10 protein-coding genes are annotated in these 12,460 nt (G+C 59.8%); 5 read left to right on the plus strand and 5 right to left on the minus strand.

Translation table 11 applies throughout. The features are described 5' to 3' along the window. Positions 1–15: 15 nt before the first annotated feature. The 3 genes from N8H71_RS20745 to N8H71_RS20755 all read right to left on the minus strand — a co-directional run bounded on the left by N8H71_RS20745 (position 16) and on the right by N8H71_RS20755 (position 4,357). Positions 16–1,251 (minus strand): hypothetical protein, encoded by a 1,236-nt coding sequence (locus N8H71_RS20745; RefSeq protein ID WP_262195475.1) that lies wholly within the window; start codon positions 1,249–1,251, stop codon positions 16–18. A gap of 3 nt (positions 1,252–1,254) precedes the next feature. Beyond that, a complete protein-coding gene (locus N8H71_RS20750) occupies positions 1,255–3,777 on the minus strand; it encodes a CS1-pili formation C-terminal domain-containing protein (protein ID WP_262195477.1) in 2,523 nt (840 codons plus the stop codon). Positions 3,778–3,859: 82 nt separating this feature from the next. Next, positions 3,860–4,357: a fimbrial protein gene (locus N8H71_RS20755; protein ID WP_262195479.1), complete on the minus strand. Its 498-nt coding sequence runs from the start codon at positions 4,355–4,357 to the stop codon at positions 3,860–3,862. Between the two features lie 492 nt (positions 4,358–4,849). Here N8H71_RS20755 and N8H71_RS20760 point away from each other — a divergent pair, with 492 nt between their 5' ends. Together N8H71_RS20760 and N8H71_RS20765 are read left to right on the plus strand one after the other, a co-directional pair. Beyond that, positions 4,850–5,425, plus strand: coding sequence for a PadR family transcriptional regulator (locus N8H71_RS20760; RefSeq protein WP_011335784.1), 576 nt, complete (start codon positions 4,850–4,852; stop codon positions 5,423–5,425). Beyond that, positions 5,422–6,207, plus strand: coding sequence for a siderophore-interacting protein (locus N8H71_RS20765; protein WP_007956648.1), 786 nt, complete (start codon positions 5,422–5,424; stop codon positions 6,205–6,207). Before N8H71_RS20760 ends, N8H71_RS20765 begins: the two co-directional genes overlap by 4 nt. Before the next feature lie 119 nt (positions 6,208–6,326). Here N8H71_RS20765 and N8H71_RS20770 read toward each other — a convergent pair whose 3' ends face one another. Further along, positions 6,327–6,965, minus strand: a complete 639-nt coding sequence (locus N8H71_RS20770; RefSeq protein WP_262195480.1) for a Pr6Pr family membrane protein — start codon at positions 6,963–6,965, stop codon at positions 6,327–6,329. Position 6,966: 1 nt separating this feature from the next. Continuing rightward, the gene (locus tag N8H71_RS20775; protein ID WP_007956650.1) at positions 6,967–7,197 is read right to left on the minus strand and encodes a VF530 family DNA-binding protein; all 231 of its coding nucleotides are present in this window, start codon (positions 7,195–7,197) and stop codon (positions 6,967–6,969) included. 300 nt (positions 7,198–7,497) lie between these two features. Here N8H71_RS20775 and N8H71_RS20780 point away from each other — a divergent pair, with 300 nt between their 5' ends. The 3 genes from N8H71_RS20780 to N8H71_RS20790 all read left to right on the plus strand — a co-directional run bounded on the left by N8H71_RS20780 (position 7,498) and on the right by N8H71_RS20790 (position 12,263). Further along, the gene (locus tag N8H71_RS20780) at positions 7,498–8,859 is read left to right on the plus strand and encodes a carbohydrate porin (protein ID WP_262195482.1); all 1,362 of its coding nucleotides are present in this window, start codon (positions 7,498–7,500) and stop codon (positions 8,857–8,859) included. Between the two features lie 218 nt (positions 8,860–9,077). After that, positions 9,078–11,489, plus strand: a complete 2,412-nt coding sequence (locus N8H71_RS20785; RefSeq protein ID WP_262195483.1) for a glucose/quinate/shikimate family membrane-bound PQQ-dependent dehydrogenase — start codon at positions 9,078–9,080, stop codon at positions 11,487–11,489. Between the two features lie 405 nt (positions 11,490–11,894). Beyond that, positions 11,895–12,263: a DUF6124 family protein gene (locus N8H71_RS20790; RefSeq protein WP_262195484.1), complete on the plus strand. Its 369-nt coding sequence runs from the start codon at positions 11,895–11,897 to the stop codon at positions 12,261–12,263. Positions 12,264–12,460 lie beyond the last annotated feature (197 nt).

Consider the following 12,460-nt stretch of genomic DNA (forward strand, 5'->3'; position numbering starts at 1 on the left):
CTCAATAAAGACCCATCACTGCTGGGGTGATATTTCCGAATCAAAAACGACAACAATCGTGCCGGAGTACTTGTTCCCCCTGCCCGAGGTCAAAATGGTTTCGGTCCACTCTCTGGGAACTTCGAAATGCAGCGTTCCCTGCTGGCGGTCGATGTACTTGCCAGGCTGGAAGGTCACGGCGTTCAACTCTCCCGGTAAAAGCTCCTTGAGCCTTACCGGGTTACCGCTGGCATCAGTCAATCCGCCAGGCAGGCTTACCTTGACTTGAAGGAGTGCAGCGGCGTTGTTGGCCTCATTGAACAGATAGCAATAGTTCGGGTTGTCCCGCGCGCATTCCAGATGCACCTTGAAGCGGGAGCTGGCGGATATATGGAACGTCTGGTCGCGGTAAAGTCGAGCGGGAGTCTTGCGGGTGTTCAACCAGGTTTGCCAGCCACCATCGGGTTCCAGCGCAATGCGATTGCCACCGGGCGGTAAATCGACTTTCAGGACGTGCTGCACATCCAGCACAAAATCCAGATTGAGAGCGGTGTCGTCCGAATCCATGAACGGCCCCATCGTGAAGTCGGCGCTACCCCGACCGAGACTGTAGGTCAATGAACCGGTGTACAGCCCGGACGACATGCTCAAGGGGTTCGGCGTTCGCAGCTCATAGGCAATGTCGAGATGCTCGAACAACATGTGCCCTACATCGAACGCAGCGGTTTTGTTGCAACTCCCTTGTTCGGGCGTTTTCCAGAAGAACTGATAGCTGCTGATACCGTAGTACCCAACGCCGCTGTACAGACATGGAGGGGGTGCATAAACCCAGGAACTGCCGGTCCAGAGTTTGCGGTGTGCCTCCAGGACGTTGGACTCGCCGGTCAGTTCGGTGACCGGTTTACTCAGTTGAAATCTCGACCCTATTCCACTGATCCGCACTTCTACCGTACTCGTCTCCAGCGTCTCCTGGTTGGTGACTGTCAAACGTCGCCAGTCAGCAGGTACCTTCACCCAAACGCCGTTATCCGAGAAAAGCGGAGTGACCGTACTGAAACGAATCGGTACTTGAATACTGAACATTCTGTTGTCTTCGCATTCACTCGGAAAAATCGCGCAATACCCGCTGTTCGGCGTTTTATTGATGAATTCGTTTTTGTTCGGTTGCGACGGATCCGGCTGGAACAATGCCCTGATCTCCTGATTCGCCGCCTGCGCCGATGACAGGCTCAACACCATCAGAAAAACGGGCCAACAGGATGTTTTCTTCATCGTTCAACCCGCCTTCTGATCAGTGAACGTCGCATCGGCGAGGGTGTCTGGACTGCACCGCAAATCGCCGATCATCAACACATTGTTTTCCACCCGCCCTTGCTGAGGATCGAGGCGGAACTGGCACAGCAATTGATCGGCAAATCGCACTTCAAGCGTCGGCGAGCCGGCATTCATTTCCATGGAGAAGAACCCGTCGACCTCGCTTACGCCACGGCTGGCGTGGTTGATCACATGGTGGCCCTTGAGCGGCCGCCCCTGCGGATCGAGCAAACGTCCCAGCACCGTGAAGGTTTTCATCACCCGTACCTTGCGGTACTGCACACCGCCCTTGTTCAAGTGATAACGGGTGCGCGCCGGCTCGATGGTCGCCGCCGGTACATGGTTGCCGACGAAGTCAAAACTCACCGAACTGTTCTTGTAGGCCGTGATCGGAATGAAATTGCGCCCTGGTCTCAACGCAGCGCTGCCGCCGCTCAAGTCATCGGCGCGCAGGGCGATGCCGTCGACGTCGGATTCGACATCCACGATCATTCCCGCACCCCGCCCCTGAGGCTGGCTGGTCATGACGATTGCCTGCCCACCGATGGCCACGGTGCTGTCCAGGTTCAAGCCACCCGTGTAATTGCCGTTGTAGGAAGAGCGCTGGACGAAGCCATCGCCATTGACGGTGTCGGTGCTGAAGTTGGCCTGACCGTTCAAGCCGATCCCGTAGGTGTCGGTGAGTACCGTGGCCATCACGCTTTGCAGCGCGTGATCATCGAAGTTCTTTCGATAACCGAGCGAGCCGTTGTTGTCACGACTCCCGTCGCGGGCAGTGCGCGTGCCGATACTGCCGGAAATCTGCTGGCCAGGGCCGCCCAACGCGACATTGAGGCTCAGATCCACACCCCGGCTGCGTGCGTCGCCGCTGCTGTAGCTGCCGGGCCGGTCAAACAGTGACAGTCGCCAGTTGGAGTCGCTGCCAAACATCGTGGTGCGCTGGGTCCAGCCCAGATCGACACTGACGCCCTCAACGTTGCCCTCGCTGTGGGATACCCGTGCGTTGAGCGAGTTGTTGCGGCTGACTCGATGATTCAGCGCCAGCGAAGAGTTGCTGGTCTGGCCGGTGAACACGTTGCGCTGACGGATCCGGGTGCCGTCCGGCAGGGTGTCGTAAATGTCGGTGGTGTCCAGCCAACTGCGGTTGTGACTGACCACCAGACTGCCGGCACCGTAGTTATAAAGGCCTTGCAGATCGAGGCCGGTGCCGTGGTCTTCGGTTTGATAAGCGTTGGCGAACAGGCTGACGGTATTGGCCAGCGTCCAGTCGATGGACGTGCCGTATTGCAGTTTCTCGCGAACCTGACGTGCCGACAGCCCGAGAATCACTCGCGGATGTAATAAATAATTGAGCGACGCACCGGCCGTGGCGTCGCCGCTGGCCTGCTTGTCCCAGTTGCTCAGCAGTTTGGTTTCCTGACCGGCAAACAGGTTATAGCGCCAGCGTTCGTCGGCGTTGCGCCAGTTGTTCGGCTTGTAGACCAGCTCCTGAGTGGTCGAGGTGATCTGGCCATCCTCGATCAAGCGCACTTCCACCTCATAGATACCGCCGGGCAACGGTCGAGTGTCGAGGGTCTGCAAACCGGCGGGGACAGACTGGGTGTTGATCAGCAAACCGTCGCGGAAAATCTCCACGGATGCCTGACGGTTGGCAGTGACATAAATCGGATAGACGCTTGGATTCTGCAAATCGATGGCCAGGCTGTCGGAACTGCCGTACATCAACCCCACCGTCGTATCCGGGCTGTTGCCGAACGAACGCGGCTGACGCGTAAGGCCTTCGGACGTCGGGGTGAAGTAGCCCATGCGCAGGAAACTGCCTTGCAATTCTCGTTGGGCATGCAACTCGTACACAGCGTGATAGAGCTGGTCATCTGGCCCGCCAAGACGAGCCAATTGCATATTGAAGGTCTGCGTCCAGTTGCCCAGACTGCCATTGGCCTCCAGGCCGAAACGGCCCCCGGGATCCTGTTCCTGACCGCCATTGAGGTTGAGCTGGTTACGCACGATCAGACCGGTGCTGCCGTCCTGAGGTTGCTCGTAGTAGCGCGGCGTTTCGTGATCGCGCTCGGCATTCTCGGTGACAATCGACACCAGCGAGTTTTCCAGGTTGTAGTGCACCGCGAGCATTTGCTCCGGGCATTGACCACTGCAACTTCCCAGCGCCACGCCGGGCTTGAGATAGCCCGCCCATTTCTCACGTTCGGCGGCGCCGAAACGGTTTTCGCCGGTATCGGTAAATTCGAGCAGGGTGATGCGATCATCGCGGGTCAGCACGATCATCGCCTCACCCAACGCTTGCTGGTCGAGTTCCACCCGAACAGCCAGGGGCACGTCGAAAAAGTGCTCTTCGAAGTCTTTTGGCAAACCTTTGGCCTGCGCCAGCAAGCTGCGTGGCGTCGTACCGGCAGACTCTGCGGCCGCAGCCGCACCGGCACAAAACAACAACGCAAGGGCAGTCGCGATGGAAGTCATCGGGAACATGTAAGCGGACTCTGAGTGCGAACGGAAAAAGTCCGGCCGACTGAGCAATTCGCCAGCCTGCCGGGCTTTGTTACATCACGGGTTAGCGCGTGCTGCCGCCGGCCGGAGTGACCGCGTCGAACATCATGGTGACCGCACCGGTGTAATCGCCCGGTGTGAAGTTGGTGCCTTTGGCAGTGATTCGCAGCGGGGCACGGTAGTTCACGTCGGACTCGGCTTCACCGACAACCATTTGCGGGGTCTGGGTCAGCACGACGTTGTTGAACCGTACTTCCAGATCAATGGCGCTCGCACCACCCACCAGTTTCGGTACGCCTTCCAGAGAACCGTGAACCGAACCGTTGTTGTTGCGGACATCGAAGTAGCCTTCTACCGGCTTCATGTTGCCGGTGACCGGGCTGAAACTCATGTCCTGATCCTTGTTGACCAGATCCGGATCAGTCGGCACCACATAGAAGCCGTTGGTCGGCACATGGGCCACCAGGCTGATGGAGTGGCGGGCCTCACCGGCAGCGAAGACCACGGAAGAACTCAGAGCCAGAACGGCCAGTGGAGCAGCGAAAGCCATTTTCTTGAACATCGGTCAGTACCTGTTTTCTTTTTAAGGAATCGGAGCATTGAAGTTCATGTCACACCGGTCGATAAGTACCGAAACATGGAAGTTCAACGCCGGGGCATGATCGACGCTTGTCTCAAGAATGTAAGCAGGCAACTTCCCACGAGCTTGTAGTTCAACAACCTCGCGACACGAAAGAAAAAACATCAAAAAATAAAAATATATAAAAGTAGCTGTAAGGCATTACCTACCTACAGTTATTTATAAAAAACGTTACAGCAGTTTCGACAATACCAGTCAGCACTTTCTAATCTTTTTAGAATATAAGCTCAAGCATTAATAGAGTGATAGCTTTAACTTTCCGGTTATTCCTGTCTCGATCAACAAGGCATGGCGGTCCTCCGTCAGCGCGCCTTTATCACCGTTGACCACTCGTCAGCTCTGCGGCAAAAAGCCCTTGCCCAGCCGTAAAGATATATCTTAAGTTGTATCTAAACACGACGAGAGAAGACTGAAATGAGAGACCATCATTCCCCCCACCGCGACCACGGCGACAGCCGTGACGGCTTCGAAAAGCGCCACGGCCGCGAACGCGGCGGTCGCGGCCCGCGGGTTTTCGCCCCGGGCGATCTGAAATTGCTGTTGCTGGCGCTGATCGCCGAGCAGCCATGCCACGGCTATGACCTGATCCGCCAGATCGAAACCATGTTCGACGGCGCCTACAGCCCCAGCCCCGGCGTGATCTACCCGACCCTGACGTTCCTCGAAGAGAGCGAAATGATCACCGGCGATGCCGAGGGCGGCAAAAAGCGTTACGCAGTGACCGATGCCGGCCGCCAATCCCTCAGCGAACAAGCGGTGGCACTCGACGGCGTGCGAATGCGCATAGACGTCAGCAAACGCTCGTTGCGCGGCCACGACCGGCCGCCGGAAATCCATGAAGCCGTGCACAACCTGCGTCATGCGTTGCAAATGCACCACGGCCGCTGGAGCCCGGAAGAAATCCTGCGGGTGCGCGACCTGCTCAACGACACCGCCAAAGCCATCGTCGACGGCCCCGCCGTTCAATCTGCCCCGGAGAAAGCCGAATGACTGAAGTCCAGACCCAAGGCATCCACCGTGTGATGCACGAAATCAAACGCCGCCGACTGGAAGTGTTGCGGGTGGTCGACCTGACCCCGCGCATGCGCCGCATCACCCTCGGCGGGCCGGAACTGGCCGGGTTCATCAGCCTCGGCACCGACGATCACGTCAAACTGCTGTTCCCGCAGAACGCCGAACAGGCCGCCGCACTGGAAACCCTGGTGCTCGGCGGCGGCAAGAGCGACGTTCCGATGCCGGAAATGCGCGACTACACCCCGCGCCGTTATGACCTCGACAAGCTTGAGCTGGACATCGATTTCGTCCTGCACGGCGACGGCCCTGCCTCGACCTGGGCCGAACAGGCCAAACCGGGGCAGTTCCTGCACATCGGCGGCCCGCGCGGTTCGATGATCGTGCCGGACATCTTCGACAGCTACCTGCTGATCGGCGACGAAACCGCCCTGCCCGCCATCGCCCGTCGCCTCGAAGGCCTGGCGGCCAATCGCAAGGCGCTCGTGGTGATCGAAGTGGAAAACGGCAAGGAGCAGCAAACCCTGGAAAGCGCGGCGCAGGTCAACGTGATCTGGGTTTTGCGCGAAGGTGGCAAGGACAACCTGCTGACGACCGTCAAACAATTGCAGGTGCCCAAGGGCAATCTGTATGCGTGGGTGGCGACGGAAACGAAAGTCTCGCGGCAGATCCGCCGGGTGCTGCTCGATGAGCACGGGCTGGATGAGCAGTTCGTCAAAGCCGTCGGTTACTGGCGCGCCGAGGGCTCCGAAGAAGAGTGATATCCCCACTGTGGGAGCGAGCCTGCTCGCGAATGCGGAGTGTCAGTTGACGAATATTTTGACTGGCACACTGCATTCGCCGGAACGCCGCCCGGAGCAGGCTCGCTCCCACAGAGGCCTTAACTTCGTGCGGATTGCCAGCGGTCGATGCCAATCACCAGCAACGCAATCAGTACAAACCCCAGCAGAATCCCCCCGGCATTGACGAACACCTGTGGATAACCCAGCAGCGCCACGTCAATGAACGGATAGGCGTAAGCCCCCAACAAATGCCCGCGCAACAGCGCATAAGCGAAGTACACCAGCGGATAGATCAGCCACAGCGGCAGGTGCTTCAGACGCAAAGTGCCCTTCGGCACACACAACCACCAATAAGCCAGAAACAGCACCGGCATCACGTCGTGGAGCAATTCGTCCGCGATAAATTGCCAGCCCTGCGGGTGCCACAGATGTCGCAGCAGAATGCTGTAGGCCAGGCCGACCACGGCAATGCTCACGGCAATCCCGCTGCTGACCCAGGGTTGCAGAAACCAGCGGCGCGCGGCGGATTCGCGATCGGTCACCGCGCAGGTCAGCACCACCGCCACCAGGGTGTTGGTGATCACGGTGAAGTAACTGAAGAAACTCACCAGCCCGCCCAGCAGACTGGCGCCGACGCTCAGGCGCGCAAAGAAAATCAGGTACAGCTGAATTCCCAGCCCGGCCCAGCCCAGCACCGCAGCCGAAGTAATCAGGCGTCGCCGCAGCACGGCGTTCATTTCAGAGCGGACGCTTGGTGCGCATCAGTTTCACGTACAGACGCTCGACCTTTTCCCGCGCCCATGGCGTCTTGCGCAAAAAGGTCAGGCTCGACTTGATGGTCGGATCGCTCTTGAAGCAACGGATGTCGATGCGCTCGGCCAGGCCCGACCATTCGTAGTGGGTCACCAGTGCGTTGAGGATCTGTTCGAGGGTCACGCCGTGCAGCGGATCGGGGTTGTGGTCGTTCATGCCGGGCCTTTGGGCGAAGTGAAAATGCAGAAGCCGCGCACCTTAGCCGAGGGCATGGGCGGGTGGAAGGCCCTGGATTAAATGTAGGCCAACCGGAGAAGATCGCAGCCTGCGCCAACGCCCGCAATGCGCTGTATTGCCGCACTGTTACCGAATCCGAAAGGGTTCATGTCTGCAAAAGCACTTTGTGTTTTTGTAACAGGACATTATCCTGCCGCCCTTCTGCTGAATCGCTTCACTGCCTGCGTCAAATCGTAGCGGCCAGCTTATCCCCCAAAAAGATCAAGAAAGACCTATTCAATGCCCGATTTTCCGTTCTCCCGAGACAGCGCTATCTCAACCCTGCGCCTGATCGGCGGCTGCACCGCCCTTGGCCTCGCCACCTGCACCCAGGCCGCCCCGGCCTTCGACAGTGAATCACCGTATATGCTCGGTGACTGGAACGGCACCCGCAGCGAACTCGCGGCAAAAGGTATCGACTTCAAGCTCGACTACACCGGCGAAATGGGCAGCAACCTGCACGGCGGCTACGACCACGACCGCACCGCGCGCTACAGCGACCAATGGGGCCTCGGCACTCATCTGGACCTGCAAAAACTGCTGGGCTGGGACGACGCTGAATTCCAGCTGACCGTGACCAAGCGTAGCGGCAACAACATCAGCAACGACCGCATCAACGACCCGCGCGTCGGTGGCTTCACTTCGGCCCAGGAAGTCTGGGGCCGTGGCCAGACCACTCGCCTGACGCAGATGTGGTATCAGCAGAAATTCTTCGACCAGAAGCTCGATATCAAGGTCGGTCGCTTTGGCGAAGGCGAAGATTTCAACAGCTTCCCGTGCGACTTCCAGAACCTGGCGTTCTGCGGCTCGCAGGTCGGCAACTGGGTCGGCGGCATCTGGTACAACTGGCCGGTCAGCCAATGGGCGTTGCGCGTCAAATATCACCTGACGCCGGAGCTGTACGCGCAAGTCGGCGCCTATGAGCAGAACCCGTCGAACCTCGATCGCGGCAACGGCTTCAAGCTCAGCGGCAGCGGCACCCAGGGCGCGATCCTGCCGATCGAACTGGTGTGGAAGCCAAAGCTCAATGGCCTGCCGGGCGAATACCGCGCCGGTTACTACTACAGCAACGCCAAGGCCACCGACGCCTATAAAGACAGCAACGGCCAGCCGGCGGCCCTGAGCGGCGAAGCCTATCGCAGCGCTTCGAGCAAACACGGTGTGTGGCTCGGTGTGCAGCAGCAGATCACCAGCGTCGCCAGCGACAACTCCCGTGGTCTGAGCGTGTTCGCCAACGGCACGATGCACGACAAGAAGACCAATGCCATCGACAACTACGTCCAGGCCGGCGTGGTCTACAAAGGCCTGTTCGACGCCCGCGCCAAGGACGACATCGGCTTCGCCCTGGCCCGCGTCCATGTCAACCCGGCCTACCGCAAGAACGCCGAAGCGACCAACCAGGCCCGCGCCGTCTACGACTATGACGATCCGTCCTACCTGCCGCCGCAGGACACCGAATACAGCGCTGAACTCTATTACGGCGTGCACGTCACCAACTGGCTGACCGTGCGCCCGAACCTGCAATACATCCGCCATCCGGGCGGTGTGGACAAGGTCGATGACGCGCTGACCGGCGGGATCAAGATCCAGTCGTCGTTCTAAAGAACAACTGAAACCTACTGTGGGAGCGAGCTTGCTCGCGAAGAGGCCATTACAACCAACATCAATATTGTCTGAACCACCGCTTTCGCGAGCAAGCTCGCTCCCACAAATGAAATTCGATAGCAAGACAAGTTTTTATCTGAACCATGCCCACGCCCGATCGTCATCTACAGTGACTACAGCGCGGGACTACTTGAAACGTCACGGAGAACCACACTATGAGCACCGAAAGTGCTTCGAGTCGAGGCCGTCTGCTTCCGAGCCTGCTCGGCATTCTGCTTCTACTGATGGGCCTGGCCATGCTGGCCGGGGGAATCAAGCTGAGCACGCTCGGCGGCTCGCTGTACTACCTGCTGGCCGGCATCGGCATCACGCTGACCGGCATTCTGATGCTGATGCGCCGTCGCGCAGCACTGGGCCTGTACGCCATCGTGCTGTTCGCCAGCACCGTCTGGGCGCTGTGGGAAGTCGGCCTGGACTGGTGGCAACTGGTGCCGCGTCTGGCGCTGTGGTTTGTCCTCGGCTTCGTGATGCTGCTGCCTTGGTTCCGTCGTCCGCTGTTGCTCGCAGGCCCTGCGCCGATGGGCACCGGTGGTTTGACCGTGGCCGTGATTCTGGCCGGCGTCACCGCCCTGGCCAGCCTGTTCACCCACCCGGGCGAAACCTTCGGCGAACTGGGTCGCGACACTGCCGACACCACCAGCACCGCGCCAGCAATGCCCGACGGCGACTGGCAGGCCTATGGCCGCACCGAATTCGGTGACCGCTACTCGCCTCTGAAACAGATCACTCCGGCCAACGTCGGCAAGCTGCAAGAAGCCTGGCGCATCCAGACCGGCGACCTGCCGACTGCCGATGACCCGGTCGAGCTGACCAACGAAAACACCCCGCTGAAAGCCAACGGCATGCTCTACGCCTGCACCGCGCACAGCAAAGTGTTGGCACTGGACCCGGACACCGGCAAGGAACTGTGGCGCTTCGACCCGCAGATCAAGAGCCCGGTCGGCTTCAAGGGCTTCGCTCACATGACCTGCCGTGGCGTGTCGTACTACGACGAAGCCGCTTACGCCAAGTCTGAAAACGCTGCGTCCGCCGTCATCTCCGAAGCCGGCAAAGCCGTCGCTCAGGCCTGCCCGCGTCGCCTGTACCTGCCGACCGCCGATGCCCGCCTGATCGCACTGAACGCCGACACCGGCAAGATCTGCGAAGGCTTCGGCACCAATGGTGTGGTTGACCTGACCCAAGGCATCGGTCCGTTCACTGCGGGTGGCTACTACTCCACCTCGCCTGCCGCCATCACCCGTGATCTGGTGATCATGGGCGGTCACGTCACCGACAACGAGTCGACCAACGAGCCGTCCGGCGTGATCCGCGCCTACGACGTGCGCGACGGTCATCTGGTATGGAACTGGGACAGCAACAACCCGGACGCCACCGAACCCTTGGCCCCGGGCCAGACCTACAGCCGCAACTCGGCCAACATGTGGTCGCTGGCCAGCGTCGATGAAAAACTCGGCATGGTCTACCTGCCACTGGGCAACCAGACTCCAGACCAGTGGGGCGCCGACCGCACCCCGGGCGCCGAGAAATTCAGCGCCGGCGTCGTCGCCCTCGACCTGGGCACCGGTAAAGTGCGCTGGAACTACCAGTTCACCCACCACGACCTGTGGGACATGGACGTCGGCAGCCAGCCAACCCTGCTGGACATGAAAACCGCCGACGGCATCAAGCCTGCACTGATCGCCCCGACCAAACAGGGCAGCCTGTACGTCCTCGACCGTCGTGACGGCAAGCCGATCATCCCGATCCAGGAAATCCCGGTGCCGCAAGGCGCCGTGAAAGGCGACCACACCGCCCCGACCCAGGCCCGTTCGGACCTGAACCTGCTGGCCCCGGAACTGACCGAAAAAGCCATGTGGGGCGCCAGCCCGTTCGACCAGATGCTGTGCCGCATCCAGTTCAAGGAACTGCGCTACGAAGGCCAATACACGCCTCCGTCGGAACAGGGCAGCCTGATCTACCCGGGTAACGTCGGCGTGTTCAACTGGGGCGGTGTTTCTGTCGACCCGGTTCGCCAGATGCTGTTCACCAGCCCGAACTACATGGCCTTCGTCTCGAAAATGGTGCCACGCGAAAAAGTCGCGGCCGGCAGCAAACGCGAGAGCGAAACCGCTGGCGTGCAACCGAACACCGGCGCGCCATACGCGGTGATCATGCACCCGTTCATGTCGCCACTGGGCGTACCGTGCCAGGCCCCGGCCTGGGGCTACGTCGCCGGTATCGACCTGACCACCGGCAAAGTCGTCTGGAAACGCAAGAACGGCACCAGCCGCGACAGCTCGCCAATCCCGATCGGCTTCACCCTGGGCGTACCAAGCATGGGCGGCTCGATCGTCACTGCCGGCGGCGTCGGCTTCCTCAGCGGCACGCTGGACCAGTACCTGCGCGCCTACGACGTGAACACCGGTAAAGAACTGTGGAAATCCCGTCTGCCTGCTGGCGGCCAAGCGACCCCGATGACCTACACCGGCAAGGACGGCAAGCAATACGTCCTGCTCGTTGTGGGCGGTCACGGCTCGCTGGGCACCAAGATGGGTGACTATGTGATTGCTTACAAACTGCCGGAATAAGTTGTAACGGCAGTAAAGAGAAAGGCGACGCCCTGTGAGGGGTGTCGCCTTTTTTTGTGGGCTGCGTTTTTTTAAACGGGGTGTTTATGTCCTACAGACGGGGGGTCTGCAGGGGATGTTTCTGACATGTCGCGTCGGTTGTGGCTCGGAAATGGGGTGGATAGGCTTTGGGGGTCGCTGCAAATTCAGCGAACGGGCGTCGCGGCCCGATAACTGATGCATAATCGCCAACCTCACGGCACCTCGGTGCCTGTTGTTTGTTTCATGGCGGCTGTGCGCGGGATACCTTCCTTGGAGGTATGCCGATTCCTCAGTTATCGGTCCGCGAACCCGCGTACAGCTGCCACCTCAGATTGCGTCGCGGCAATCGAAGGCAGCTCCAATTTCACCAACTGAGTATTCACCATGAAAAAACCAACACCCAATCCCCCCGAATCAAACGACACCTCGCCCTACGAATCCGCCGATTCAAAGAAACTCCACGACGCCGCCGAACGCGCGCTCGACCACCACTTCAATCCCATTCCAAAAAAATGCCCCGGTCGCCGACCGAGCCAGATGTTTCAGATCTCCCCGGACATGGATGACGAAACCCTGCTGGCTCATGCCTGTGAGTCCTTGGCCACAGCCAGTGTCATGGCCAGTGATGTAGCGGCTTTTGTCGATACGCCGCAGCGGCATCGGATCCTCGGGATTCAGCAGGTGATCATGCTGGCGGAACTGGCGGTGAATCGGGTGCTGGATAACGTCGAGGTCAGTCGATATCCGGCATAAATGCGGATGAGGTCTCTGCGGGAGAAAGGCTTGTGGTGGGTCAATCAGGACGCTGCCCTCACCCTAGCCCTCTCCCGGAGGGAGAGGGGACTGACCGCGTTGTTTGGGAGAGGTACGCCGACGTGAGATACCGAGTCGCACTCAAGTTTTAAAAGCTCCCAGCCACTCCTTCTTCCTCGCACCACCACCACCACCAC

Origin of the sequence: Pseudomonas koreensis, assembly GCF_025447595.1 — a bacterium.
Taxonomy (GTDB): domain Bacteria; phylum Pseudomonadota; class Gammaproteobacteria; order Pseudomonadales; family Pseudomonadaceae; genus Aquipseudomonas; species Aquipseudomonas koreensis_H.